Source organism: Paludibacter sp. (assembly GCF_009712605.1).
Lineage (GTDB): Bacteria > Bacteroidota > Bacteroidia > Bacteroidales > Paludibacteraceae > Microbacter.
The window spans coordinates 526,922-552,929 of record NZ_WASO01000001.1; the positions used below are offsets into that span (position 1 = coordinate 526,922).

The 26,008-nt window shown below is 42.2% G+C and carries 25 protein-coding genes; 6 read left to right on the top strand and 19 right to left on the bottom strand.

All coding sequences use genetic code 11. From position 1 onward, the window contains the following. Positions 1–57: 57 nt before the first annotated feature. From F8N35_RS01935 to F8N35_RS01950, 4 genes are all read left to right on the top strand, one after another. Entirely contained in the window at positions 58–588 is a 531-nt protein-coding gene (locus F8N35_RS01935; RefSeq protein ID WP_293049662.1) for an NUDIX domain-containing protein, read from the top strand. A 256-nt stretch (positions 589–844) separates the two neighbouring features. Further along, on the top strand, positions 845–1,321 hold the full coding sequence (locus F8N35_RS01940; protein ID WP_293049663.1) for a DUF456 domain-containing protein: 477 nt from the start codon (positions 845–847) through the stop codon (positions 1,319–1,321). A gap of 105 nt (positions 1,322–1,426) precedes the next feature. Next, positions 1,427–1,834: a DUF4440 domain-containing protein gene (locus tag F8N35_RS01945; protein ID WP_293049664.1), complete on the top strand. Its 408-nt coding sequence runs from the start codon at positions 1,427–1,429 to the stop codon at positions 1,832–1,834. 41 nt (positions 1,835–1,875) lie between these two features. Further along, a complete protein-coding gene (locus F8N35_RS01950; RefSeq protein WP_293049665.1) occupies positions 1,876–2,211 on the top strand; it encodes a translation initiation factor in 336 nt (111 codons plus the stop codon). A 67-nt stretch (positions 2,212–2,278) separates the two neighbouring features. On the opposite strand, the gene F8N35_RS01955 is transcribed toward F8N35_RS01950, so the two are convergent. From F8N35_RS01955 to F8N35_RS01970, 4 genes are all read right to left on the bottom strand, one after another. After that, a complete protein-coding gene (locus tag F8N35_RS01955) occupies positions 2,279–2,812 on the bottom strand; it encodes a hypothetical protein (RefSeq protein ID WP_293049666.1) in 534 nt (177 codons plus the stop codon). A 90-nt stretch (positions 2,813–2,902) separates the two neighbouring features. Beyond that, the gene (locus F8N35_RS01960) at positions 2,903–3,079 is read right to left on the bottom strand and encodes a (2Fe-2S)-binding protein (RefSeq protein ID WP_293049667.1); all 177 of its coding nucleotides are present in this window, start codon (positions 3,077–3,079) and stop codon (positions 2,903–2,905) included. A gap of 102 nt (positions 3,080–3,181) precedes the next feature. After that, a complete protein-coding gene (locus F8N35_RS01965; RefSeq protein ID WP_293049668.1) occupies positions 3,182–3,553 on the bottom strand; it encodes a hypothetical protein in 372 nt (123 codons plus the stop codon). Further along, on the bottom strand, positions 3,550–4,104 hold the full coding sequence (locus tag F8N35_RS01970; RefSeq protein WP_293049669.1) for a sigma-70 family RNA polymerase sigma factor: 555 nt from the start codon (positions 4,102–4,104) through the stop codon (positions 3,550–3,552). Before F8N35_RS01970 ends, F8N35_RS01965 begins: the two co-directional genes overlap by 4 nt. Before the next feature lie 322 nt (positions 4,105–4,426). On the opposite strand from F8N35_RS01970, the gene F8N35_RS01975 reads away from it, so the two are divergent. Then, the gene (locus tag F8N35_RS01975) at positions 4,427–4,846 is read left to right on the top strand and encodes a DUF6249 domain-containing protein (protein ID WP_293049670.1); all 420 of its coding nucleotides are present in this window, start codon (positions 4,427–4,429) and stop codon (positions 4,844–4,846) included. Positions 4,847–5,036: 190 nt separating this feature from the next. On the opposite strand, the gene F8N35_RS01980 is transcribed toward F8N35_RS01975, so the two are convergent. The 13 genes from F8N35_RS01980 to F8N35_RS02040 form a co-directional block, all read right to left on the bottom strand. Beyond that, the gene (locus F8N35_RS01980; protein WP_293049671.1) at positions 5,037–6,656 is read right to left on the bottom strand and encodes a pyridoxal-dependent decarboxylase; all 1,620 of its coding nucleotides are present in this window, start codon (positions 6,654–6,656) and stop codon (positions 5,037–5,039) included. A gap of 10 nt (positions 6,657–6,666) precedes the next feature. Next, entirely contained in the window at positions 6,667–7,524 is an 858-nt protein-coding gene (locus F8N35_RS01985; protein ID WP_293049672.1) for a DNA/RNA non-specific endonuclease, read from the bottom strand. Positions 7,525–7,653: 129 nt separating this feature from the next. Further along, on the bottom strand, positions 7,654–11,127 hold the full coding sequence (locus tag F8N35_RS01990; RefSeq protein ID WP_293049673.1) for a hypothetical protein: 3,474 nt from the start codon (positions 11,125–11,127) through the stop codon (positions 7,654–7,656). Between the two features lie 89 nt (positions 11,128–11,216). Then, on the bottom strand, positions 11,217–12,914 hold the full coding sequence (locus tag F8N35_RS01995) for a hypothetical protein (RefSeq protein WP_293049674.1): 1,698 nt from the start codon (positions 12,912–12,914) through the stop codon (positions 11,217–11,219). Between the two features lie 188 nt (positions 12,915–13,102). Next, complete coding sequence (locus F8N35_RS02000) at positions 13,103–14,557, bottom strand: hypothetical protein (RefSeq protein ID WP_293049675.1); 1,455 nt, start codon at positions 14,555–14,557, stop codon at positions 13,103–13,105. A gap of 72 nt (positions 14,558–14,629) precedes the next feature. Then, positions 14,630–15,880 carry a phosphatidylserine decarboxylase family protein gene (locus tag F8N35_RS02005; RefSeq protein WP_293049676.1) on the bottom strand — a complete coding sequence of 417 codons (1,251 nt, stop codon included), beginning with the start codon at positions 15,878–15,880 and terminating at the stop codon, positions 14,630–14,632. Positions 15,881–16,582: 702 nt separating this feature from the next. Continuing rightward, positions 16,583–16,753: a (2Fe-2S)-binding protein gene (locus F8N35_RS02010; protein ID WP_293049677.1), complete on the bottom strand. Its 171-nt coding sequence runs from the start codon at positions 16,751–16,753 to the stop codon at positions 16,583–16,585. A gap of 182 nt (positions 16,754–16,935) precedes the next feature. After that, the gene (gene typA / locus F8N35_RS02015) at positions 16,936–18,735 is read right to left on the bottom strand and encodes a translational GTPase TypA (protein WP_293049678.1); all 1,800 of its coding nucleotides are present in this window, start codon (positions 18,733–18,735) and stop codon (positions 16,936–16,938) included. Positions 18,736–18,830: 95 nt separating this feature from the next. Next, positions 18,831–19,580: an MBL fold metallo-hydrolase gene (locus tag F8N35_RS02020; protein WP_293049679.1), complete on the bottom strand. Its 750-nt coding sequence runs from the start codon at positions 19,578–19,580 to the stop codon at positions 18,831–18,833. Positions 19,581–19,612: 32 nt separating this feature from the next. Then, on the bottom strand, positions 19,613–20,470 hold the full coding sequence (rnc, locus tag F8N35_RS02025) for a ribonuclease III (protein ID WP_293049680.1): 858 nt from the start codon (positions 20,468–20,470) through the stop codon (positions 19,613–19,615). Between the two features lie 39 nt (positions 20,471–20,509). After that, complete coding sequence (gene fabF / locus F8N35_RS02030) at positions 20,510–21,772, bottom strand: beta-ketoacyl-ACP synthase II (RefSeq protein WP_293049681.1); 1,263 nt, start codon at positions 21,770–21,772, stop codon at positions 20,510–20,512. An 18-nt stretch (positions 21,773–21,790) separates the two neighbouring features. Beyond that, a complete protein-coding gene (locus tag F8N35_RS02035; RefSeq protein WP_068701161.1) occupies positions 21,791–22,024 on the bottom strand; it encodes an acyl carrier protein in 234 nt (77 codons plus the stop codon). 4 nt (positions 22,025–22,028) lie between these two features. Beyond that, the gene (locus tag F8N35_RS02040; protein ID WP_236714378.1) at positions 22,029–22,232 is read right to left on the bottom strand and encodes a hypothetical protein; all 204 of its coding nucleotides are present in this window, start codon (positions 22,230–22,232) and stop codon (positions 22,029–22,031) included. Here F8N35_RS02040 and F8N35_RS02045 point away from each other — a divergent pair. Continuing rightward, positions 22,153–22,752: a phosphoribosylglycinamide formyltransferase gene (locus F8N35_RS02045; RefSeq protein WP_293049682.1), complete on the top strand. Its 600-nt coding sequence runs from the start codon at positions 22,153–22,155 to the stop codon at positions 22,750–22,752. The genes F8N35_RS02040 and F8N35_RS02045 overlap by 80 nt on opposite strands. A 47-nt stretch (positions 22,753–22,799) precedes the next feature. On the opposite strand, the gene F8N35_RS02050 is transcribed toward F8N35_RS02045, so the two are convergent. Both F8N35_RS02050 and F8N35_RS02055 read right to left on the bottom strand, forming a co-directional pair. After that, on the bottom strand, positions 22,800–24,572 hold the full coding sequence (locus F8N35_RS02050) for an OstA-like protein (RefSeq protein ID WP_293049683.1): 1,773 nt from the start codon (positions 24,570–24,572) through the stop codon (positions 22,800–22,802). Positions 24,573–24,643: 71 nt separating this feature from the next. Further along, on the bottom strand, positions 24,644–26,005 hold the full coding sequence (locus F8N35_RS02055; RefSeq protein WP_293049684.1) for a peptidylprolyl isomerase: 1,362 nt from the start codon (positions 26,003–26,005) through the stop codon (positions 24,644–24,646). Positions 26,006–26,008: the final 3 nt, after the last annotated feature.

Consider the following 26,008-nt stretch of genomic DNA (forward strand, 5'->3'; position numbering starts at 1 on the left):
ACAGTAAATTTGCTGAAGCATTCATCAATTGTGTCTCTCAAAATTGAACCTAAAACTATGAGTCATTGTCTTGACCTTTTTCGTTTTTGCCCGGTATGCGGGTCGCAACATTTCAACGTCAATAATGTGAAATCAAAAAAATGTGCCGATTGCGGTTTTGTTTATTATCTCAATCCGTCGGCAGCTACGGCGGCTTTCATCGAAAATGAAAAGGGTGAGTTGCTGGTGTGTCGCAGAGGAAAAGAGCCAGAGAAAGGGACGTTCGATTTGCCGGGTGGTTTTACCGACATGGAGGAAACCTGTGCTGAGACCATCGCCCGTGAAATCAAGGAAGAACTCAATTTGTCTGTGGATCGTTCGGAGATTCTTTTTTCACTGCCCAACTGGTATTGCTACTTAGGGATGAATATTCCCACGCTCGATTTCTTTTTTCGTTGTCAGGTGAGCGATTTTTCCGGTTTGAAAGCCGCAGACGATGTGGCAGAAGCATTCTTTATTAAGCCCGAAGAAATCGATCCGGAACTGTTTGGCTTGGCATCTATCCGCAAGGCGGTGACGATGTATAAGTTGAAGATAAAAGGTGATTAGTGATAACGATTTATGGAGACTGAACGTAAGAATAAAGATAAAATCTCATTGTTGTTAGGCAACAGATGGGTTGTTTTTTTTCTAGGACCCATTGTGTTTTTCTATGTCATTTTATTGACACGAATGTATAATATCTCAGGTTCGGAAAAGGAAAAGAATGGTCATGACTCCCGTATTGTTTTGATCTCTTTCTTAGGGACCTTGTTTTATTTGCTTTTGGGGTATGCAATTTTCAAATTAATGAAATGGAATTGAGATGGATACTATTCTGATTATTATTGGCATCTTATTATTGTTGGGGAGTTTTGCTGGAAGCATCCTTCCATTTTTGCCGGGGCCTCCGTTGGCCTATATAAGCTTAATTCTGTTGCAGTTGACGAACCGGCATCCTTTTCCGGTGACTTTTTTGGTAGCGTGGGCTGTGGTGACGGCAGCGGTAGTAGTACTCGAATATATGATTCCTATCTGGGGAACAAAAAAATTTGGTGGAACAAAGGGTGGTACTCGAGGAGCAACGGTCGGATTGATCGTCGGATTGTTTATTCCGCCATGGGGCTTCGTGATAGGGCCTTTTGTGGGAGCTTTTATTGGTGAACTGATGAACCGGCAGGATTCCCAAAAGGCTTTCCGTTCGGCAATTGGTTCATTTATCGGATTTCTGGCGGGTACCGTCGTGAAGATTGTGCTTTGTCTTGTGATGGCATTTTATTTTGTCAAAGAAGTAATTGTTTGATGGATCACTATTTGGAGATCAATGGAAATGTTCTATACAACTGAATGTGATTCTTGGAAATAGAAATAGTAACCGGATTTATTCATCTAAAATAAAATTGAAACAATGGGATTACAAGTTCAAAACAGAGAAGAGATTGCGGCAACGATTATTGCCATGGAGAAAGCGGCTCTTGACCAATGGGGCAACGGGAATCCTGACGGTTTTCTGGATATTTCAGCTCCGGATGTGGTTTATTTTGATCCTTTCGTGGAAAAACGGTTGGACGGAATTGACCAGTTAAGGGCGTTGTATGATAGCATCAGAGGACAAGTGCATACTGACCGGTACGAGTTACTGAATCCTCACGTCCAGGCTACTGATGCGATGGCTGTGCTTACGTTCAACTACGAAGGATATGTAAATGAAACGGTTTACAAGTGGAACTGCACCGAAGTATATCGTCGGGAGGAAACTGGCGAGTGGAGAATTGTACAAACCCATTGGTCGCCGGTGAGACCGCAATTGAAATAAATGTAGGTTAATTGTCTGTAAATTAATATTAAAACGGGATTATGGATTGGAAAGATAAACTCGGCGGATTGAAAGAGGTATTACCGGAAGGAGAAAATATGCCAGAGGTAGAACAGGTAACTTCGGTTGTAAAAAAGCAATCAGAACCTTTGCGGGTGGAAATGGACAAGCGAAATGGTAAGCCGGCCACTATTATCTCGAATTTTTTCGGAGGTGATGAAGAGCTGAAAGAGCTGGGAAAAACCCTGAAAGTGAAATGCGGAGCAGGTGGTTCTGCGCGTGATGGCGAAATACTGGTGCAAGGTGACTTCCGTGTAAAAATAGCCGAAATGCTTTTGACGATGGGCTACAAAGTGAAGAAAATCAATTTTAAATAGTTTGGATTTTATACGAGAACCGATCCGATGGCATACTGTCGTTGGATCGGTTTTTTATTTCTCAAAGCTATGCTCCTTTTTCGCCAACAAACTGATCGTTTTTGTTTTTGAACAGGACATTGAAGGTGGTTAGGCTGCCGTAGCAACGGGTGATGTATTGTTGTAGCTCTACTTTATCTTCGTCGGTGAGATTGCTGGCGTTGATCTTAGCTTCGAGCACTCGCAACCGGTCGCGCACCATCACTATTTTGTGAAAGAAGGTTTCGAGCGGAATTTCTTTTTCTTTGGTCTCTTTGTCACCGGGAATCAGAATCATCTTTCCATTATTCCACCGCTGTCCCAGCTCCGTTTTTTCGGTGATATCGCTGAATCGTTGCAATACCCGGATCAGGCTCTTCTCAATTTTTTCGTAAGTAGCCAGATCGGACGGTGTTTCTATAGCTTCAATCACTTCCCAGGCCGTGTAGTCACGGGCAATAATGCGAACACCGCAATCGATAAAACATATTTCGTAGGCATCGGAACGGAGCTGTACCACAGCGCCTTTACCAAATTGCGGATGTTTCACGCGGGAGCCGACTCCCAATATTATTTCAGACATAATGATATTGATTTAGAAGGTTAAAAAGTTTATATTCAATTTAGTAAGGATTTCGCTCAAAGCGAAGCCCTTACTGGCTGAAACTTATTGTTATTGGTTTTGTTTTGCCAGAATGTTCCGTATCTCAGGAATACAGCGCCCGCAAATAATGCCGGCTTTGAGTGCGTTCTGTATTTCGGCTACGGAGGTATATCTGTGTTGGCAGATGGCATCGGTAATTTCGTTCTTCGAAACGTTGTTGCAGTGGCAAATTTCCAGGTCTTCCATATTTTGAGAGGTTTTTTATTACACAAATATATTCTATTTCCGGCAGGAAACAAAGAAGAGACGTGGTATGCCACGTCTCTTCAAACTATCGGATAAAGAGCTTTAATGTCCTGCTTCTTTGAATCTCTTTTTGTGCCAACGAGAACGGAAGAGGTGATCGAGCCCGAATAGCACCATCACCAGAAAAGCTATATAGAAACAAAAACCGTATTGCGAGAGAGCCTCAGAGGTGATATGCAGAGCCGGCGTGCGGAAGGTCAGTGTCGAAAGTGAATCCCATAGTAGGTAAACGGCCATGGCGATCAGGCTCAGCGAAACGAAAGATATGAGACATATGTTGAGAATGAAGGCTTGTCTCTTTTTTTTCGCTTCGGCAAGAAAAATCTTCTCCATCATCCGACTGTTGAAACCGTCGGGAAGAGTAAATTCGGAGCGCCTTTTCAGAACCTTTGCTATTGCTTTGTCGTGCTTCATTGTGCTTGTTGTTTGTTGATTAATACGTACAATTTCTTACGTATCCGAAAGAGTTTGATCTTGACATTGTCGGCCGTCAGTTCCATGATGGCAGCGATTTCGGCAACCGGTTTGTCCTCCGTATAGTATAACGTGATCAGAGCTCTTTCTTCCAGATTGAGTTTTTCGAGGGCAATCTCCAGCTTCCGGAGCAACTCTTCGTTTTCTTCTTCGAAAACGGCGTCGGCCTCTTCGTCGGCAACACGGGCAAGCATTGTTTCGTCGATCAGAGGGAAAACAATCTTGCTCTTCCGAGTGGCCGATACCGCCGTGTTGTAGGCAATGCGGAACAGCCAGGTAGAAAAACTGCAATCACCTTTGAAGGTGTCGAGTTTTCGGAATGCTTTCAGGAACGTATCCTGCGTCAGCTCTTCGGCATCTTCTTTCGACGGGATAATGCGGGCGATCAGCGAATAGATAACATTGCTATAACGGTTGAGGAGATAAGAAAACTGGTTCGTCTCTCCTTGCCGTATACGCTCGATGATCTGTAATTCGTCCCGATTATCCATATATTCGTTAGACGCAAGGGTGCCGTTTCGGTTACACGTTGTGCGAAAAAAAATAAATCTGTCGCAAAGTGTAACTAATCGTGCGAAGTTGCGTCAAATATTGCAAAGGACAAAATTAATTGCTTAAACCAACCGATCATGACAAACCTGTTTTTATTTCTGCTTTTTTTGTGGCTTATCCTGACTGGCGCTGTTTAATAAGTTGCCCGGAGAGGTTTCCCTGTCTTGGGGAAAAAGAAAATTTGCCAAATGTGTAACCGATCTGCAATCGTTGCGTCAAACATAGCAAAGAACGAAAATATTCACCTAAACTTACACGATTATGATGGACTTTATTACAATCCCTTTGGTAGTGGGGATGATTACTCTGGGTATCTACAAACTGTTCGAACTCTTTGTGAAGAAAAAAGAACGGCTCACGATTATCGAAAAATTGGGCGATAAGCTCGATATTTCGGTGATGCAAACCAAACTGTCGTTGCCGGTGCGCATCGAAGGTCAATTCAATTTTGGTACGCTGAAAGTGGCTTGCCTTCTTCTGGGCGTCGGGTTGGGACTACTTGTAGGTTATTTTATCTGTCTCAATACGATTCCAGGGTTCAATTTCGAGAGTATTGGAAATCAGGGCTATCAAGCCTCTGGTGTTATTTACGGTGCGTCGGTACTGTTGTTCGGTGGGCTGGGCTTGTTGGTTGCTTTTATTGTAGAACTGAAATTCTTGAAGAAGAAAAAAGAAGAATAGACAGGATCGAAAAAAGATGATAATTTGTTGAATCGAATCGCGGGGTCGCCAATGGAGATCCCGCGATTGGTTTTTAAAATGGCAAGGTATATCAAAACTCATTGTTATCATAAAAGAGTCTCGTCGGTTTTGTCTGTTAAGCTAAGGATTTCAAGCGTTCGGATTGTCGCTTAACTTCTGTGTCAATATGTTATTTCCATCCGCTTGAATGTGCAAACTTTGGAAGAGCATTTGCCTGTTCTTCGGAATCGTCTCTAAAGGCATCTTTTGCTTGCAATTGTTTGATAAATTCATCTACACGCTCTTTGGTTACCAAAGTCATGGCATACACATGGGCATAATTACGTTGCTCTCCATCAACCAAAAGCGATTCACAGGAAAGCGAGTATTTGAATACGATGTCTTTATTCGGTTTGCGGAATCGAACAGTGAGGGCAAGTGGTGTTCGTGCTACGTATAAATCAAGATCGGGATGATAATCCTTTTCCAGTTTTTTGAGTTGCTCTTCAGCATATTTTGTAATTTCCTCGCACTTCAATACCTTTTTAATTTGTTGGTCATAACTGTTCTTGGCAAGAAACTCCCACATTATTATTCCTGAAAATCCATTTCGTGAACCGGAAAATGTGGTGTCTGGTGCTCCAATATATGCCGGATCATCGGGCGGAAACAATTGATATTTATGTTTTGTCATAAATATTCCGCATGGCCAAGGGGCTCCGGGCCATTTATGACCGCTTGTTACGATTGAGTTGACTCCGGATAGTCTGAAATCGAAATCCGGGCCACGTTGGTCTAATTTCTTTTGTTCATGCGCTTTTTCCACAAAGGGCATATATGTTGCCCCAAGGGCGCCGTCAACATGAATCCAGTATCCATTTCGGATGTCCACGTGCTGGTTTCCTTTGTCGTCTTCGTAAGTCACTTTCCGATTTACTAAGTGATATTTGGTAAATATCGGCATTAGCGTATCCTGTACGGCTCTCACATCATCATATGCACCTTTGAAAGTAGAACCGTAGTTACATATTACTAGAATCGGATAGCCTTTTGAAGCAAAAAACTCGACTAATGTTGCCAATTTTTCAACATCGACGCTTCCCGGACCGATTGCGCCCTGCTTTGATGGCACTTCTTTGTTTTTAGACCAATTTCCGTTTGCATCTAACGGATTTTGCCCTTTATAATATTTTTCTCCGACTTCATTGAATGTAGCTATACCAAGCACTCTCATGAATTTGACAATGGAGTAATGGGCATCTTCGGAATAGAATGCTATCGGAGTGTATGAATTTGTTCCTCCGGCCGCATCATCTATTTTTGGTTCCAAATAGTTGGTCCGACCAAGGTTTTCAGGAGTAGGGTCGACTTGTAATTGACGACCAGCAAGGTAATCCCGTGCATTCCATAGTCCGTAAATATTTCCTTCGGAACTGCCCATGGAAAGGATGTATCCCCAATAACTGTCTGGGTCTTGTGTATCTGTTTCTTTACGTGGTTTGGCATGCCAGAGTGTCGCATAATAGTCTAATACAGCTCTTTCCAGTATCTTGCTGTTTATGGTAAAGTTACCGGCGGTAAAGGGGTCGCCTATGTTATTGACATGATAGCTGAGGAAATCTGATGTCTCCGTTTTGTATTCAATATCCTGATTGGCCTGATATCCGAGGAAGTGTTTCTTTTGGGTATCAATGTAGTTTTGAAACTGTTTTAGTAGTCTAGCTCTTAGGATAGAATCTATTCCCTGTGGTGGCAAATGGTATTCTTTGTCATCGAGAGACGTTTGTTTTTTTAATGATAAGTCTTTCATGATGATTTTATTATTGATTAATTATTGTTTTGTTTTTGATAGGCAGTGTATCTATTTTTGCTTCCAGAGTTTTTTGAATATCAATCGGAATGTTTGATAGAAAGTTATATCCAGTCAATTGTTCAAGGGAATCAATGGATGTTCTATAGTTGTACCAGGGTTGTTTCGCACAATCCTGGGTGTTTGGCATTAATACGGTAATTATTCGGGTAGATGTGTCTATCTGAGGGTTCTTTACAGGAACAACTACTATAATCTTCCAAGTCTGAGCAGGAACAACTACTCCTGATCCTATTACCATATCTGTTTTGTTTTTTGAGCCGATGCCTCCTTGTCCGCAAATGCCACAGATGATATACAATTCGTTTCCTTGTTTCACCAGACTACGACTGTAATCTTCAAGCCCTTTCCATGTTTGCTGATTGTTTTTGGGAGCCTGCGGTATCATGTTTGTCATCAGAAATGTAGCCGAGTTATTGACAACACTGTTGGTTCTGTCTCCCGAAGGACATTGGTGTCCTTTATCAAACCCGCTGTTTTTGTAATCTTTCGGGGTTACAACATGATACCAGGTTGCCGGAAGAGAATTATCCGCCCGAAAATCATTTTGTCGATCTTTTTTTCCTAAATCTGTTGAATCGACGTGCCAACTCACCCAATTTGGAATATGTTTTGTATTATTATATGATAAGCAGTATTGCGGCTTTTCCATCAGGTAATTGTCATGCATGGTTGTATCTGCTTTTGCATTACTCGGATTACCCAATTTCAGATTTTTGTCGCTTTGTCCGAATAAGATCGAAGGTAGAAGCAGAATTATAACTGTTACACAATAAAAAAGTGGAACCAGATATCGACGTTGTTTCATAACTAAAGAGATTAAAAATATTCCCTACTCGTAAGGCTTTTGGGGTTTCGCCCCGTTTTTTAGAGTGGTTTCTAGACTCCACTTGATATATCATTTGACAATTATGAGTAAGTACTTCATAAATTATTGTTATGCACCAACAATAGCCTCGGCAGTTTGTAGTCCCGATGTAGCAACGTTAGCAACCACCATAACCCCAATACTAACGGCTTTAGACTCCGGTTCCTTATCATTAACAGCGATTGTATACCCAATTCTGCTGATGTAAGATGTTAGGTTGGAAGTCTCATCAATTATAGCGGCACTGAGAGTGTCATTACTCGAATCTTGCGAGAGTTCGTAAAAATGCCAGCAGGAGCAAAACAAGGCAGGAATTATAAGAATGCTGTTGACTATGGCTCCGGTAGCCCTTCCGTCGCCTGCTTTAAGATTTTTCATAATGCCCGATGAACTGGCAAATTTTTTCTGGGCTGGACCACAGAATATTAATTTTGCCAAAACGGTGCATCCGCTTGTTATTGTACTTACCCAGCTTACTGCTGTATTCTCGATTGGATCTTTTGGAACCAGAAAATCAGCTCCACCTCCTGAGACTCCGGTTAAAACACCCAATACAGCCGAAGGCGTCGAAAAGGCATTTTCACCGGTTTCAGCAGCAGCTTCAAAACTCGATACAAAACACGACATGAGCGTTAAAAATCCCGAAACACTATGTAAACTCACAGATATAGCCTCTGACACGCTATCGGGTATTGAAAACATACTGTTATTAGCTGGTTGTTTGTTCACTGCTACAGTAGTATTGTTTTTCATGGCCATAATCTGAACGGTTTCCGGAGTCTGGCTCTGGGAAAGGGAATTGATCAATGTTTGATAATCAGGACTGTCCGAAAGTATCTTTGTATATTGGTCATCAGGAAAAGGAGCTACATCTTTGGCTATTTTATAACCAATGGTGACAGGCACTGCTGCTATCCAACAGAACAAATCAAGAAATGAAACCTTGGGTACGCCAAAATATTCCAGGATGTCGCTTACCATCGGAATATAGATTTCTGTATCCAATACAGCCATTATTCCACTGGCAAATTCATAAATTACATCAAACAGGGCATCAATGACATTTTGAGCACTTTCTATGGCGGCATCGGCAATAATCCCCACTATCCTTTTTAGTACATCGGCAAGGCTCAATGTCGAATAATCTTTTGCAAGTTCGCTTAATTGGTCAAGAACATTATCGAGTACAGAACCTTCATTTTTCAGAGCCAGAAATAATGTGTCTATTGGAGACTGGGACGGATTAACAGGAGCAGGGGGATTCAATTGATTAATATTTCCTGCATTATTCTGAAAATGCGTGGATAATAAGGTTCCCGGAGCCGATTGATCGACCGAAGCATTTGAGCTGGCATTTAACGGCGAGGTAGCTGCACTCCCCAGACCCGACCAGTCAGTAATACCCGCCCAACTATTTATTGTATTAATAGCATCCTGCATCTCTTTGTCAAACATGCCCTTAAAAACTTCAACCTGATCTATTTCTCTCTGAAGAAATACTTTAGCGAGATTTTTAATTACATTTTTTGTCCGGGTGATGTCGCCCCATTGAAATAAAAATTCAAGAAATTTTAGCAAATCTTCAATAGCTACTTTAATTGCATTATAAATCCATTTTATAGCTCCCGCTACTTTCTCTACAGTGTCTAATACTCCCTGGTAAATTTCCCCTGCAATTTTCACAACAAAATGCCAGAGTCCGGTAGCTGTGTCTTCAACTAATTGTACAACGTGTTCAATTCCCGATTCAAGCCATCGGAACAGATCGCCTACATCAGTAAGAATTGAATTTTCAAAGCCCTTCAAAGTAGAGAACGAATTCGATGGTATAGCCATTAATACTGTAGGAGTTCCATTATTTCCGCTCACTGAAGTATATACACTTGCAAGTTGGGTGTTTGCCTGAGCTACTTGATCCAGTTGCGATTTTGGTGTTCCGGAATCGATCAGATTTTTAGTGCTTCCGTCTGGATTGGTAATTACAGCATTCTGTAGTTTATCAGAGGTGTCAAGAGCGGTAACTTTATTAATCGGTTTTTCCATCGGATTAATAGTTATTGTGTTACCATTATCGTCGGCAACTGTTATAATACTACCTTGAATATCATCAATCGTTTCAATAATGGTGATGCAACCAACGGTATCCGTTTGTGCAAGAATAGGGTCTGAATCCAAGACATAATAGAGATTGTTAATATAAAAATGTCCACGAGAAGCCGTACTTAACAAAAGCTGCGTACCGGTTAAGGGCTGATTATTGTCATCAGTAAGCTGGATACGGGATGTGTAAGAACTGAAATTCTGCGATTTGGTATTTACATCAGGTACAGGAAGTGTTATGAACTGTTTTGTCCACATTGAGGAAGACGGTGACTGAATCATCTTGATAAGATTATTTTCCGAAACGCTGAAAAAAGTATTTCCACCATCGATACAATTTATATATGGCGATACTAAATCTACATTGCATAAAATAGGCACAGGATAACTCCATGCACTTTGATTGGTTATCTGGTCAACAGGACAACTTGTATAAAATACCTGATCGGCCTGATTTAATCCCCATACAACAACTTTAGAACTTGTTTTATATGCATATAAATGCGTCACACCTATAAAAATAGAGTTTTGCTGCACTAGTATGCCCTGAGCTTTGTCCTTTTGGTTCTTACTGGCAAAGTAATATAATCCGTTGCCTGAGGTACAAAATACATCAGTAGATTGGTCGGCATTACGGCATGAAGCAATGGCATCGGGAACCAAACTTCCGAGCAAAGATAACCGCATTGGATTTGCCGGCAATTGTGGATTCCAGATATTGTATAAAGGCAGATACAGGAATTGGGCTGTCCCGTCAATTGATCCAATCGTGTATATTCCATCTATTGGCTGACCATATTGTCTTCCTACACAACTTTGATATTTTGAGACTTCAATATCCATAGATACATCATGCACATGCCAGGCATAACCTCCTGTTTTGTTTGCGTCTATATAATATCTAGAAACCAATTTTGTAGCACTTGACGGGTCGCGTTCAATATCTACAACAATATATTGTCCGTTATTGGTTTCACTGAGAAATACATTGACAATAGTGATGGATGAAGGAACTGGTTGTCCGCCTTTCTGAGCGTCAAAAGGGAGATAAACCCAGTTGGGAGAGTTCAGCCATTGCGTATCTGCATTTGAATTGTTCAAACAGAGATATAAAAAATCATTTTTAGTATCGGTTAAAACCATTGCAGCACCGACAGTTCCATTTGTAATATTCTGTGCGACATCAAACGTTTTACAGCTTACACTAGAGGTATTTGCAAAGTCTTTTGCAATCTGGGCCGAGCTTAGGTCTATTTTTGTCCAACCAGAAGAGGATGCCTGAATTTCTTCGGTAACGAAGAATACATCATCTGTTCCAACTGAAAACAGAAGTGATAATCCGGTATTGGTTTGTAAAGCCTGAAATTTCGACTGAGGCGACATTATTTCCGCCTGAATGAAATTTCGCATTAATTCTGAAGAATAAGTTATTTTATTTGACATTTTTAATGTATTTGCAATTTTAATTACTTTGAAAATAAATCGGAACGAAACTGTTCGAAACAGTTTCGTTCGATATGTTCCTGAGATATTTAACTAGGTTGGATATAGACTATGTGAGATACAAGGTCCTGATTGTCAGAAAAGACAACGTTATTATAGGTAAACGTGTTTCCTCCCGGGAATACGAAATTCCTGACAGTTGAAAGTGGAATGTCGGTAAACTGTCTACTTGCAAAATTCTGTGCCCATTGAGCGATTGACTTTGTTAAAGCATTAACGTCGCTTCCCCAGAAATTTGAAAACCAATCTGTCGATGGAGTCACCGAATTATCAACAGTGTTTGATGTATACGCAGCAGTCAAGTCTCCATTTGAATCCACAGAAATAGTATAGGTATCCGTTATTGTTTTATCCACAACATTCCCACTATTGTGAACCCCGAAGGTCCCTCTTACATACAGATAAATAACCAGATGCTGAACAATAACAATTGTATTGCCTGTAAATTGGACGGTTACATTCATCGAAGGGTTTAGCTCCATTCTTCCCATATCACCACCTAACCCGGCCTGATCGGATGCTTCGGAACTATAACTCATTGTTAAAACAGTACTACCGGTAGAAGGTATTGTTACATTAGGTGCTTGTCCAGGGCTCAGCGAAAAGCTAAATTTTACGTCTAAACCGTCCAATTCTACATGAACCGATGATTTATAGCAATTATTTGGTACGTATTGTAATAATTGATCTTTGAAATAATTGGCAAATGTGTTCCTGTTAATTGACACTATCCCATTGCTATTTGATGACTCCGAAGGATCTATCCAGTTCCATGAGAACTGAGCAGCAGCGGGCAATACAGTTCCATTCGCGGCACATAAATAACACAACGTACTAAGGTTCTGCTGATCGGTAGTCGGTTGACTTACCGGTTGTCCGTTTGTTCCCATAAATGGATTTACTTCCATGTTCAGGTCTGTTAGGGTTAACGTTGAAGCAGGAGCAGTTGATTGTGTTATGGAATAACTCAAAACAGGTTGACCATTGGCTTGTAGCTTGTTAAAATATGCACCTAAGAAAACCGATTGCAAACAGTTATAAAGAGGAGTCCCCGGAGCCACACCACTGATTGTTGGGATGCTTTCTAAAGCGGCATTATCCAGATCGAATAATAATTGCTGAATACTAAATGCATTCCCTCCAAGATTTTTTATTTGAGCCTGAACAGCAGGAGGAAGGTTGCCATAGGCGGCATCGCTGGTTAATCTCAAGTCGACCTGCGATGTAAACATCCAGGCATTTCCGTCGGGTTGCGATTTATTCAAGTAACTGACAATACCTTTGGGACCATAATTTGCTTCTACAACCTGAAATTCAGAACACATCAGGCTAAATGTGACAGACGCTGTATTTGCCCCAAGGGTTACAATGTTTGGTAATGCAGAGCCGCTAGGTGTTAATGGGGCATATCCCGGGGGCAAACCGATGGATGCTTTAAATGCATACATAAACCACGCGTTCGATAAATTTTTTATTCTTTGGTCGGACGTTGGTGTTTGATCGGGAACATTAAACGGATCGGTTCCATTTGTTTGTTTAAGCAGGTCGTCGTATGCTATTTCCTGTGGATTGCCATTATCATCTATTATATAGCACATAATTACTTCGGGAGAGCTTATCCCGCTGAGGTATTCATCCATAGTGGCATTAATACTTGCCTGAGTTGTTGCCACAACAAAGTCGTAACCGTACTTTGATGAACTTAAGTTGGAATTCGATGCACTCATTTTTGTGTAATATTTATTCCCTACTCGTAAGGCTTTTCGGGTTTCGCCCCCGCGGGTTATCCTGCGCGGGGCAGGTCGTTTTTTGAGGTGGTTATCTGTTTCCACTCGAGGAATATATCGGTACCACTATTGCATGCAGGAGGCTTCATGCTGCAGTAATAGTGACTGATATTCTTGTAATTATCAATCTAATTTTTTGGAAGTATTGTCCATGGGCATGATGGTCGGTCGTGCAGGAACGGTTTTAAATGATCAAATTGCGGATGTTCTGCTAAAAACTCTTTAGCATTCCAGGCTGTGCCACAACTGCTGCCCCAACGAGCGTTAAGTTGTAACTTGGTTGCCAGAGTCGCATCGATCCCCATTCCATCAATGGCACCGCGGGGTTGAAATGGCTTTGGACGTGATGGATCGGACATGTATTCCCGTTTGTCGAGATTGTAGTGCGAACAAACGGTACGGCTATTCCCGTGTGTCTCACAGTCGTTGTAAATGTCGTAGTGATCGGCAATTATTTTACGTCCGATCTCAAGATTGATTTTTCCGGAAACACCATGCTTTTCGATCAGCCGGGGCAAATGAACTCGTCGGGCACCCTGATGCCGTCGGATATCGTCGCCACCATCGTTAGAGCATTCCAAGTTCTTAATTGGAGGATATTTCGGATAATTTGCTCCAAAGAAATAGGGTTTTTCAGCGGTAGGCAATATCTGTGTCACGTTGTAAAATGCCAACCCTTCTTCAAATTCCCAAATTGAATTGTCGCGGTAATCGGCCAGCAACCAGGTGTTGGCATAATCACCACTTTCTCCCGTACGCATTATGCTTACAAAAGACGTTAGATCGTCGGGATCGTTAATTGAAGTGAAATGCTGAACAGCACGGCGTATGCGGTCGAATTCAGGTATTCCTGACTTGTCATACACATTGAAACCTCCTATGGTTGTTTCGGTTATTGCAACACGGTCATTCACTCCTTCGCCCACCTGGACGATGTAGAAATCTGCCATAGAATGAACATATCCGATTTGCGTTTGCATGGTGAATTTATGTCCATCACTGGGCGTGATGGTTGCTATCACATTTGCATAACCACTTGTTTCAAATACGTTGAACGAGTTGTGAAACATTACAGGTTTGCCATCGGTGGTGTACTTTCCTGTAGCAACAAATGCAGAGCAATGGTCACGTCGTACTTTTAATGGGGCTTCAATGTGTGTTTTATTGGCATTGGAATAATACTGGTAAGCCGCCTTGCTATCAAAAGCATAGCCACTCCAGCCTTCCATCCAGTTGAGGATGGCAATGTCCCAAACATCATAATTCGTTGAAAGGACCTTGTTCACACCCATGGCTATTGCAGTCATCTCTGTGCGGGTTTCGTTAGAAAGGGTACTGTCGATTAGGTTCTTAACGTCGTTTCGTGCGTAATCGTAACCGATGCCCATGCATACAAACACATACTGTTTAGTCTCTTCGATGTAGGTCGAGATTTCTTCGGCAAGCATTAGCCCGTGCTGAAGTCCAATTTCTTTATTACTTCCCTTTAGATTCAGCACGTACCAACCGTCGATAAAATGACATGAAATGCCGGCTTCACAACGTGCCGAACGTTCTTTTGCATCAAAATTCTTTTTCTTCATAATTTTTTTCTTATAGGTTTATATTCGGGTAATTTTTTCGTCCATTTGTTATATGCCAAAAATATGCGGGTTCTATTTAACGACTCCGATTCTTGCTTTTACAGGTATGTTGGATGTGTTCAGGCTTGGGGTTTGTCCGTGAAAATCAAAGTCGATATGTACTCCGGGGCGGAAGATCAAACAATGTGTGGAGCCTCCGAAATGGAATGTGCCTATGGGGTCACCTTTCTTCACGCGAGCGCCTTCCTTTATGGTCATTTCGCAGCTTGAGACTTCGGCCATTCCGACAGCGACAAAACACATGAGCCCGATTTTGGGATTGTCTGCCTGAATGAAGACCAAAGCCCGGGCGGCTAATTCTGTTATATAGCCCTGAGAATCGTTTGGTCCGGCCGGATCATATCCCGCTATAGGAGCTTCTGCATAATATGTTCCGGGGATATTCTCGGTGGCAATGATCGTCCCATCGACAGGACTGTTCCACCGATGATATGTTTTTGCACATAAAAATGCTTGATAGATAGTGCTGTTGTCGCCAAATTCAGAAGCGAGCTTATGGTGTGCCAGTATATCGATCAAAGAATATGGTTGTCCTTTCATCCAGAATTTGTCTTTCATCTTCACGTTGTTGGTGCAATTATAAGGTGCCGATTCGCATGCATTCACAATAACATCAGGATGCTGGTCTTCGGCACTTATTGAGCGAACTCCGAGATTGAACTCGCGCGTAAAGAAATCATCCCAACTTTTGAAACCATAATGTGGTTTTGTGGGGTCACATTTGAAATTGTAGATAAAATTAACCTTTGCTTCGTGCGGATTTTGTCCAATACCTCGTAATGGATCCATTGCAGCCATAGCCTTAAGTGCCTCTGAGGAAAACCATCCCAACGGATTTGGATAATCGGATTGAGGTTGTTCTATTGAGCCCTCAACCAATACATACTGGGAGGCAGAGGAAGATAGGAAGGATTTCCATTCGTTTAGAATGATGCTTAATTTTTGATTGACAACCGGGTGTGTGAAGGCTAAATAACCACCCTTGGTTCCCATAGCCCAATCAAGAATGGCATTGATAGGAAACCCAACCAGTCCAATCTTATTCTCAATCATACTAAAGCAGGGAGATTCATTTAATATCTGGTTGACGAGCAGAAGCATGGTGTCAAAGCTCTTTACCGGCTCTTGATACCCTTGTGGAATTTCGTCATACATGCTGGTAAAGCTCATATATAAAATAGGATCAGCGTATATCGCGTCTTTTAAGGCTTTTACAGAATCATGCATTTTAAGATTCTTGCTTTGAGTTTGCTTGATTTTCATTCCGATCCAACTATTTAAAAACTCCTTGTCAGATGGTAGCCATTTGCCAATTCGATACTTGACATGCTTTGTTAAGGGTGTTGATTCCATGATAATTGTAATTTAGATTATTGATTAAAATATTTTTGCGTAGGCCGAAATATATCGGGGATTTGGCTGTTGTTGCAGCCAAATCTTACGTTTATTAGCGATGCTCTGTGAGCCGATTATTATGCTGTGATGGATTTGATTCCATGCATAACTTTCTACCTCGTGCTATGCATGTAGCAGAGTAGAGTGTGATAAATAAATGATGGAGGTTAGTTTTCTTTCATTGTGGAGGTGAAACTCACAATGAAATGCCATGAATTCCTAAATGGACTCTGTTTTCTCTCAGTTCTGGCGCTGAATCGTTTTCGAATGTTAGAGTAAGGGTCAAAATTTATATTGCCCCTATAGTTGTATGCTCAAACATACGAATCTCATTTAGAAATGGTTGTAGAAGTTTCCGGCCAATTAGTCCGATTTTTGAAGGGGTAAAGTTAAAGCGTAAATTTATATTGTGTTATTTATTATGTAAAAAAATATATTAATTTAAATATTATTATAACTATTAAGTAAGCATCTGATTATCTATATGTTTTTTCTTTTGGCACTGATTTCAAAATAAAAAAGCCATCCTCATTATGAGGATGGCTTTACAAAACAGTTATCGATAGTTTTTTATTTCACCGATTTCAGAATTTCTTCAATGTCTTCTACGCAAGAGCCGCAAACGGTGCCTGCGTCTAGAACATCCTGAATTTCTTCAACCGTTGTTAATCCTTTTTGTTGTATTGCATTGATTATGTCACCTTTTGTGATTTGGTTGCAATTGCATATCATATCTTCCATTGTGTAATTTTTTATAGTTGGTAATTGAATTTATCTCCAACGTTCCACTGGCGTGTCGTTCGTTGGGAGTGCAAATATAGAACACGAAAGGGGCCATATGCAAATTTCAGGCACAAAAAAAACCATTCCGTGTATGGAATGGTTTTCTTATCGTTGTATTGCGTTGTCTTTTGACAGCGAACTTATTTCTTAGCCATACGTTTGCGTTCGTTTTCGTCGAGAATAATTTTGCGCAGACGAATCGATTTCGGAGTCAGTTCCACGTATTCATCTTCCTTGATGTATTCAAGGGCTTCTTCAAGGCTGAAAACGATAGGCGGGAACAGGCGCACTTTGTCGTCAGAACCCGATGCACGCATGTTGGTTAGCTTTTTCGATTTGGTAACGTTTACTACCAAATCACCCTCCTTGCTGTGTTCACCAACTACCTGTCCTGCATAGATTTCATCTTGCGGATAGATAAAGAATTTACCTCTGTCCTGCAATTTGTCGATAGCATAAGCAAACGCAGTGCCGCTTTCCATAGCAATAATAGAACCGTTGTTACGGCGTTCGATTTCGCCCTTGTAAGGTTGATATTCAAGAAAACGGTGTGCCATGATAGCTTCACCGGCCGATGCGGTCAGTACATTGTTACGCAGACCGATGATACCACGTGAAGGAATTGTGAATTCGAGGTTCACGCGTTCGCCCTTGTGTTCCATATTGGTCATATCACCTTTACGGGTAGCAACCATTTCAATGATTTTTCCTGACGATTCTTCAGGTACGTTGATGGTGAGTTGCTCCATTGGTTCGCATTTTACACCGTCAATTTCTTTTATAATAACCTGTGGCTGACCAACCTGCAATTCATAACCTTCACGACGCATGGTTTCGATCAGTACCGACAAGTGGAGCACGCCACGTCCGTAAACGTTCCATGAGTCCTGATTTTCGCTTTTTTCAACGCGAAGAGCAAGGTTTTTGTCTAACTCTTTGATGAGGCGGTCGTGAATGTGACGAGAGGTAACGAATTTCCCTTCTTTGCCGAAGAACGGAGAGTTGTTGATTGTGAACAACATACTCATGGTCGGTTCATCAATGGCAATCGGTTTCAGCGGTTCCGGATTTTCGATGTCGCAAATACTGTCGCCGATTTCGAAATTATCGATACCCACAACAGCGCAAATATCGCCTGATCCTACTTTTTCAACCTTGGAACGTCCCAGACCGGTAAATTCATTCAACTCCTTGATGCGCGCTTTAACGATAGAGCCATCGCGTTTTGCCAGCGATACAGCCATGCCTTCTTTCAATTCTCCGCGGTGAACACGCCCTACGGCGATACGTCCAACGTACGATGAGTAATCAAGTGAAGTGATAAGCATCTGCGGTGTTCCTTCGATATATTCGGGAGCAGGAATGTATTCGATGATGGCATCGAAGAGGTCGTTGATATTATCTTTTACCACGTGTACGTCGTTCGACATCCAGCCGTTTTTAGCAGATCCGAAGATGGTGTGGAAATCAAGCTGATCTTCTGTCGCGTCGAGGCTGAACATCAGGTCGAAAACTTCTTCCTGAACTTCTTCGGGACGACAGTTGGGTTTGTCCACTTTGTTAACCACAACAATGGGTTTCAGTCCCAGTTGCAGGGCTTTTTGCAGCACAAAGCGGGTTTGAGGCATAGCGCCTTCGAAAGCATCAACCAACAATAAAACACCGTCGGCCATGTTGAGTACGCGTTCTACTTCACCACCGAAGTCGGCGTGACCCGGAGTATCAATGATGTTGATCTTGCATCCGTTGTAATTTACGGAAACGTTCTTGGCAAGGATAGTGATCCCGCGTTCGCGTTCCAGGTCATTATTGTCCAGTATCAGTTCGCCTACCGATTCGTTTTCGCGAAAAAGTTTGGAGGCCAACAACATTTTGTCTACCAGTGTCGTTTTACCGTGGTCGACGTGGGCAATAATTGCAATGTTTCTGATATTTTGCATGTGTTCTGATTTGTACCTCGGCCAGCGTGTCCGGATCGCCCGTATTCATCTCGAACAAGAGCCATCGCACTTACAGCCTCGGTGATTGTTATTTGTTATAGTTTAATTTTCAATCCGTCATAGGCTAACCTCACATTCGGAGGCAGCTCTTTTTCTGCAAGCTCATGAAGTCCCATGTCGTGGCTCATGTGCGTAAAATAGGTCTGTTTTGGAGCAAGACGGTTTATCAGGGTAAGAGATTCTTCCACCATCAGGTGCGAAAAATGAGGTTTGAAACGCAAGGTTCCCATTACCAACAGGTCAAGCCCTGTTAGTTGATTCAGAGTCTTTTCGGGTAAGGTTTTGAAATCGGTTACATAAGCCACATTACCTATGCGAAAGCCAAGTATGGGTAACTGTGCATGCATAGCCCGGAGCGGAATTACTTCAACACCGGCAGCTTCGAAAGGTGTGTATTCTGAAATTTCGTGTAGTTTCAGTTCCGGTGTTCCCGGATATTTGTTGGCAGCAAATGAGTAATGCATCGTTTTCATTAACGTGTGGTTTACCCTTTCTTCTGCAAATACGTCTACAGCGCGATACGAACGTACATCGTCAAGTCCTGCTACATGGTCATAGTGCTCATGTGTGAGCAAAATAGCCGAAAGCGAAGTGATGCGATGGGTTAGCATTTGCTGACGAAAATCCGGCCCGCAATCGATCAGAATATTTTTTCCGTTGATACTTAGCAGAGCAGAAGCACGCAACCGCTTATCGCGTGTGTCGGTCGAAGCACACGTGTCGCAGTTACAGCACAACTGAGGAACTCCGTTTGACGTTCCTGTTCCTAAAAAAAGGATCTCCATATTACTTTACTCTTATATCGATTAAACTGTAGTCAGTTTTCTATCGGATCATTTGTTTGTTCAGCGTTTTCTTCCTGAACTGTTGTCTCGGGAACCTCTATCGGTTCTGTATTTTCGGTTGTTAATTCAGCTTTTTCTTCATCTACCGGAAGTTCGGGTTTGGGCTGTAGCACCTGTTCAATGAAATCTTCGTCTTCCTGAAGTTTCTTCAGCGCCATTTTGGCTGCATTCTGGTGTGATTCTTTTTTAGAATGCCCGACTCCCAGGCCGCCAACTAGTCCGTTGACTAAAACGTGCGTCTGAAACGTTAGTTCGTGTCGGCGGTCGTGGAAAGTTTCTATTACCTCAAATTCAACAGGAACCTTGTTGGATTGTCCCCATTCAATCAGTCTCGATTTGAAATTGACCTCTTTTTGAGCCATTTTGTTGACGTCGATACACGAAGCAATCAATTTCGATTCGATAAATTGCTTGCACCGTTCATATCCCTGATCCAGATAAATGGCTCCTATCAAAGCTTCAAAAGCATTACCGAAAACGTTGTTGCCATGCAAAGCACCGTTTTTTGACGAAAGTTGCATGATCTTCGGAATTCCCAGTTCTATCGCCAGTTTATTGAGCGATTCGCGTTGCACAATTTTCGAACGGGTATCGGTAAGGAATCCTTCTTCTTTGTCGGTAAATTGGTGGTAGACAATATCGGCTACAATAGAGTTGAGGATGGCATCGCCCAGAAATTCGAGGCGTTCATTGTTGACGGAATTCCCCTTCGAATCTTTCACTCCGGTTGATTTGTGGCACATGGCCATCTCATAGAGATCAAGGTTATCAGGTATAATACCGGTCAGCCGATAAAATAACAGATAAGGCTCCTTTCGAGAATTCGTCAAGAGCCTTATCCTTTTATAGAGTTTCTGAATAATCACTGATTACTTTGCAAATTTCTTTACAATAATACTTGCATTGTGACCGCCAAATCCAAACGTGTTCGATAATGCAGCTCGAACAGTACGCTTTTGGGCTTTGTTAAAGGTAAAGTTCAGTTTGTAATCTATCTCTTCATCTTCATCGCCTTCATGGAAGTTGATGGTTGGCGGAACAATATCATTCACCACTGCAAGGATGCTGGCCATTGCTTCAACGGCACCGGCGGCACCAAGCAAGTGTCCTGTCATCGATTTTGTGGAGCTGATATTCAGTTTGTAAGCATGGTCGCCGAATACATCTTTAATAGCTTTCGATTCGGAGATGTCGCCTACAGGGGTCGAAGTTCCGTGAACATTGATATAGTCAATATCTTCGGGACTCATTCCTGCATCTTTCAATGCTCTTTCCATCACTAATTTTGCACCCAATCCATCAGGGTGAGTTGCTGTCAGGTGATATGCATCAGCTGACAAACCACCACCGACAATTTCGCAAATGATGTTTGCACCGCGAGCAAGAGCGTGTTCCAATTCTTCAACGATAATACAACCAGCTCCTTCTCCCATCACAAAACCGTCGCGGCTTTTGCTGAAAGGACGGGAAGCACCCTGAGGTTCATCGTTACGGGTAGAAAGGGCTGTCAATGCGTTGAAACCGCCGACACCGCCAGGGGTGATTGCTGCTTCGGCACCGCCGGCTACAATCATGTTTGCTTTCCCGAGACGAATATAGTTGAATGCATCGATGAGTGCATTGGTTGAAGAAGCACAAGCAGAAGCAGTACTGTAGTTGGGTCCGTGAAATCCGTAGATTATAGAAATCTGACCGGCTGCAATATCCGAAATCATTTTCGGGATAAAGAACGGGTTGAATTTCGGCCCGATAGCAGGATTTGCATAATATCCGCCAATTTCCTGTTCAAAGGTTTGAATACCTCCGATACCGGCAGCGAAAATTACACCTACTTCGTTTTTGTCAACTGTATCAAGGTCAACACCACAGTTGGCTATAGCTTCTTTAGCGGCAGCAATAGCGTAGAGCGTATAGCGGTCGCATTTTCTTAACTCTTTTCTGTCAAGTAACTGACTTGGGTCAAAATTTTTGACCTCGCATGCAAATTGAGTCTTAAATTGTGATGCGTCAAAATGAGTAATAGGTCCTGCGCCACTCACACCATTAATTAACCCTTCCCATGTTTCAGAGGCAGAGTTACCTAACGGAGTGACAGCACCAAGACCTGTTACTACTACTCGTTTTAATTCCATACAGAGTTAGTCGAGTTATTAAAGCGCGCTTTCGATATGAGCAATAGCTTCGCCCACTGTCGAAATCTTTTCTGCTTGATCGTCTGGAATAGTAATGCCAAAGGCTTTTTCGAATTCCATGATCAATTCTACAGTGTCGAGTGAGTCAGCGCCTAAGTCGTTAGTAAAACTAGCTTGAGGTGTTACTTCTGATTCGTCAACGCCTAATTTGTCAACGATGATCGCTTTTACTTTGTCTGCAACTTCTGACATAACTTTAAAGTTTTTGGTTGTAAATGAAATTTGTTTTATAAATTTGCGCTGCAAAGGAACGAATTTTTTTTGGAAAAGCCATGCTTTTTCTCATAAAAATGAGATGTTTCTGCACAAATCGCACTTTAATGTGCATAAAAATTCTCTTTTTTCTCATGGTAAATATTGCTATTTTTGCTTCTGGATCAGGTAGTAACGCTGAAAACATAGTCCGTTATTTTGAATCTCATCCTTGCATATCGGTCTCATTAATTTTAACAAACAAAGCGGATGCATATGTTCTCGAAAGAGCAAAAAAACTGAATATTCCTGCAATGATTTTTTCAAAAACGGAGATGAATGAGAGCGATTCTCTGTTAAACTTGCTGATTGAGAAGAAAATTGACTGGCTAATTTTGGCTGGATTCCTTCTAAAAGTACCGGACAACCTCATTGCGGCATTCCCTGACCGGATTTTGAATATCCACCCTGCGCTTTTGCCCAAACATGGAGGTAAAGGGATGTATGGCAGTCGTGTACACGAAGCTGTAGTTGCTGCCGGAGAAAAGGAGTCGGGTATTACGATTCACTATGTAAATAATCATTATGATGAAGGGCAGATTGCCTTTCAGGCTACTTGCCCGGTGTTACCTTCCGATTCTGCGGAGGATGTTGCAAATAAGGTCCATGCACTCGAATATGAACATTTTCCGAAAGTGATCGAAAAGATTATTTCGGACTCGTTATAAAAAAACAAAACCGGCAACTATCATAGGTAGTTGCCGGTTTTATTTTGTTATTTTTTCTCTTTCTTGTCTTCTTTTTCGGGTGTCTTTTTGACTCCTATTTGTTTCTTCCTTCCACCGGAACTCTTTGAATCGTCTTTCGGTATGAAGGTGAAAATATCTTCCTTGTTTTTCGGTCGCGTGGCTTCCTGCCAGTTATAATTTTTCAGAAACATCTGGTCTTTCTTTGTTTTTTCAGGAGGATACAATGTTCCGTTGGATTGCGGCCGAAGGATAATCTTGTCCACTTTTTTATCCTTTATATACATTGTGAGAAAACTGCTTTGTGTAGTATTCATCCCGATCAGCGTGCTGTCCTTGTCCCTTGGGAAATAGAGTGATTCGGAGTTCCCGCTTACATCTATCCTGTAAATTTCGCGATTCCGGATATAGGCTTTCAGATCTTTCCCGGAAAGCTGGTTAAATCGAATACTGTCGCTTTGCTGAATGGCAAAAGCCGACTTGATGACATGAATATGTTCAATCTCCTTATTTTTAGAATAAGCATGAATTTCTTCGCCGGAAATTTGTTGCTCGTCCGACCACAGGACAGGCAGACCATACATCCGCATCACGGAATCGCGGTCGGAATAGAAAATTGAATCACATTTGCCCTGCAGGTCGCTCCGGAAAAAGCGTACGTTGTGAAATCCTTTGGCGCTCTTGAACGTTGAATCTTTCAGCATTGCCAAGGTATCGGCATGCATGTAGAGCGTATCTTCCTTTGAGCGTTGAACAAGTTGTGCATGTTTGGTGACAAAACCGTAGCTTTTGTTGTCGTCGTAATAACCGTAATGCCCGTACAATGTAACTTGCTGTGCGGTATCGTTAATTTCAACATTGTGGTAAGCATTGCCGATTCCCTGTTTTTTGTCATAAAAGATGGTGTCGGCAGTCAGCTGCCTTCCGTCAGGGTTTCTTACAATGGAGCGGTTCAACAGCTGTGAGTGATCGGTATGCGTGTCGTACCATCCGCTGGTAGAGGTGATGGTAGTTTTGTTCTTATGCACAATATTGGTAGGACCGACAATAGTTGCCACACCGCTTTTGGTATCATATTGCAAGGTATCGGAACGCATCACGAAATCGGGATTGACCAGCTTGACCGCCGTTTTGAAATAGGCTGTATGAGTGGTAGGATAATATTGCCCGATAAGAGAGGTCAGTACGTTGTCTCCATTGGTAATGCGGCCTCCGGTAGTGTAGTAACCAACGTTTACTATCCGATCGTACAACAGGGAGTCGGTAGTCAGAATGGTCCCCTTGTTTTCCATCCTTACGTTATATTTAAGATGTGCCTGTTTGCTGTTGCCATCGTAAAAGAGCACGTCGCCGTACAGGTTCAGCGTATCTCCCTGTATCATGTGCACATTGCCAAAAGCATCCAAAGAGTTTGCCTGTTCGTAGAAATAGGCGCTGTCGCAATAGAGATAGGTGTTGTCTTGCCGAAATCGTACGTTTTGCGAGATAATCTGCACTCCCGGGAAGGCCGGGTTGGTGAGCATCACGTCCGCTTTTTCGAGGAAGACGAACGATTTGCTGTTTTTGTTGATTTTGGGCAATGGCATAGGGTGCAACACCTGCTGTGCTCCCCCTTTGAATGCCGCATCTCTGTCCACTTTTGCCTTTATTAGCTCCTCCGGACTGGTCAATGTCTGGTGTTTCGGTAAAGGGAACGATAATTTAGGATCGGTTTGTTGAGCAACTAACCAATGCAAAAACAAGCATAACGCACCTAAAAGTACGATATGCCTGTTGAATGATTTGAAAAATTCAGGTTTCAAAATGCCAGCTTGAAGTTTTAAGTTCAAATTTAAAATTCAAAGTTCGACGTTCTAATCGTGAACATGCAACTTTATTTTTTGCCCCATCCCGGATATTGGAACTTGCAGTTCTGCCATTTAGGATCGATGCTTACGTAAGTTTCCTTTTGTTTCTTTACGATCCAGTTGTGTATGATTTCATTCTTTTGTTTGTTTTCAACAATTGACTTCAAAGTCTGATAATCATCTCCGAGATTTGCTTTGTGGCTGGGAGTTTTTGATTTGATTTTGATAAATGCACATACTTCGCGGTTAGTTTTTGTGTTGAGCATAACAAAAGGTTTTGAAAGCTCACCAACGCTCATGCCTTCAGCCAATTTCGCAACTTCCGGCGGAAGTTGTTGCAATTCGAATTTAGATGTTCCGGTGTTGGCATTCATCATGAGCCCGTTGTTCATACGGGTATCCTTGTCGTAAGAATTTCTGGCCACAGCTTCTTCGAATGTTTGTTTTCCGCTACGAATCAATGTCAACACGCTGTCCAGATTGTGGATGGCTTTGTTTTCGGCATCCAGTGAAACCTGCGGTTTCATCAGAATGTGACGGAAGTTGGCCAGTTCTCCTCTTTTTTCTATCAACTGAATAATATGGAATCCGTATTCAGTTTCAACTACACGCGAAATCTTTTTGGGATCGTTAAGCAGGAAAGCAACATTGGCAAACTCAGGAACCAACTGACCACGACCCATAAAACCAAGCTCTCCGCCACGTTTTGCCGACTCTGTATCTTCAGAGTAAAGGCGGGCCAGGGTCGAAAATTGCGATTCGCCGGAGGTTATTCTGTCGGAGAAACTGCGTAAGCGTTCTTTTACCCGGTCAATTTCTTTTTGAGGGATGACAGGATCGTTGGTGACGATCTGTACTTCTAACGATGCTGGAACCGTGGGAATACTGTCAGCCTTCAGTGTTTTGTAATAATTACGCACTTCGGCAGGGGTGATTTTGATATCACCGATCAGTTTTTTTTGCATCTCTTCAACCAACATCTGGTTTCTGGTTGGTTCGTATGATTCGTTTCGGATTTGCGAAAGCGGTTTGTTGAAATACTCTTCCAGCTTTTCTTTGGATCCGATCTGAGAAATCATGTAGTTGACGCGACGTTCAACCGCACTGTTAATCTGACTTTCGCTGACAACAATACTGTCGAGTTTTGCCTGGTGGAGAAACAATTTCTGAATTGCCATCTGTTCGGGCAACACACAATTGGGATCACCATCGATTTTCTCGTTCTGATATTGCATCTGAAGCTTTTGGTTCTCGACATCGGAACGGAGGATGGCTTCTTCGCCGACCACCCAAATCACTTCGTCGATAATGTTAGTTTGCGCTGAGGCTAACTGCTGCCAGCCGCAAAGAAAAATCAGGATTGCCAGTTTTAATGTTGTTTTCTTCATGTT

Excerpts from the sequence above, each read along its gene's own strand:
- F8N35_RS01945 (WP_293049664.1), top strand. The coding sequence starts at position 1,427 with ATGGGATTACAAGTTCAAAACAGAGAAGAGATTGCGGCAACGATTATT.
- F8N35_RS01995 (WP_293049674.1), bottom strand. The coding sequence starts at position 12,914 with ATGAGTGCATCGAATTCCAACTTAAGTTCATCAAAGTACGGTTACGAC.
- fabF (WP_293049681.1), bottom strand. The coding sequence starts at position 21,772 with ATGGAATTAAAACGAGTAGTAGTAACAGGTCTTGGTGCTGTCACTCCG.
- F8N35_RS02005 (WP_293049676.1), bottom strand. The coding sequence starts at position 15,880 with ATGAAAATCAAGCAAACTCAAAGCAAGAATCTTAAAATGCATGATTCT.
- F8N35_RS02020 (WP_293049679.1), bottom strand. The coding sequence starts at position 19,580 with ATGGAGATCCTTTTTTTAGGAACAGGAACGTCAAACGGAGTTCCTCAG.
- F8N35_RS02035 (WP_068701161.1), bottom strand. The coding sequence starts at position 22,024 with ATGTCAGAAGTTGCAGACAAAGTAAAAGCGATCATCGTTGACAAATTA.
- F8N35_RS02040 (WP_236714378.1), bottom strand. The coding sequence starts at position 22,232 with ATGTTTTCAGCGTTACTACCTGATCCAGAAGCAAAAATAGCAATATTT.
- F8N35_RS01990 (WP_293049673.1), bottom strand. The coding sequence starts at position 11,127 with ATGTCAAATAAAATAACTTATTCTTCAGAATTAATGCGAAATTTCATT.
- F8N35_RS01960 (WP_293049667.1), bottom strand. The coding sequence starts at position 3,079 with ATGGAAGACCTGGAAATTTGCCACTGCAACAACGTTTCGAAGAACGAA.
- F8N35_RS01940 (WP_293049663.1), top strand. The coding sequence starts at position 845 with ATGGATACTATTCTGATTATTATTGGCATCTTATTATTGTTGGGGAGT.
- F8N35_RS01935 (WP_293049662.1), top strand. The coding sequence starts at position 58 with ATGAGTCATTGTCTTGACCTTTTTCGTTTTTGCCCGGTATGCGGGTCG.
- F8N35_RS02010 (WP_293049677.1), bottom strand. The coding sequence starts at position 16,753 with ATGGAAGATATGATATGCAATTGCAACCAAATCACAAAAGGTGACATA.
- F8N35_RS01965 (WP_293049668.1), bottom strand. The coding sequence starts at position 3,553 with ATGAAGCACGACAAAGCAATAGCAAAGGTTCTGAAAAGGCGCTCCGAA.
- F8N35_RS01950 (WP_293049665.1), top strand. The coding sequence starts at position 1,876 with ATGGATTGGAAAGATAAACTCGGCGGATTGAAAGAGGTATTACCGGAA.
- typA (WP_293049678.1), bottom strand. The coding sequence starts at position 18,735 with ATGCAAAATATCAGAAACATTGCAATTATTGCCCACGTCGACCACGGT.
- F8N35_RS01955 (WP_293049666.1), bottom strand. The coding sequence starts at position 2,812 with ATGTCTGAAATAATATTGGGAGTCGGCTCCCGCGTGAAACATCCGCAA.
- F8N35_RS01985 (WP_293049672.1), bottom strand. The coding sequence starts at position 7,524 with ATGAAACAACGTCGATATCTGGTTCCACTTTTTTATTGTGTAACAGTT.
- F8N35_RS01970 (WP_293049669.1), bottom strand. The coding sequence starts at position 4,104 with ATGGATAATCGGGACGAATTACAGATCATCGAGCGTATACGGCAAGGA.
- F8N35_RS01980 (WP_293049671.1), bottom strand. The coding sequence starts at position 6,656 with ATGAAAGACTTATCATTAAAAAAACAAACGTCTCTCGATGACAAAGAA.
- F8N35_RS02055 (WP_293049684.1), bottom strand. The coding sequence starts at position 26,005 with ATGAAGAAAACAACATTAAAACTGGCAATCCTGATTTTTCTTTGCGGC.
- F8N35_RS02045 (WP_293049682.1), top strand. The coding sequence starts at position 22,153 with ATGTGCATAAAAATTCTCTTTTTTCTCATGGTAAATATTGCTATTTTT.
- F8N35_RS01975 (WP_293049670.1), top strand. The coding sequence starts at position 4,427 with ATGATGGACTTTATTACAATCCCTTTGGTAGTGGGGATGATTACTCTG.
- F8N35_RS02000 (WP_293049675.1), bottom strand. The coding sequence starts at position 14,557 with ATGAAGAAAAAGAATTTTGATGCAAAAGAACGTTCGGCACGTTGTGAA.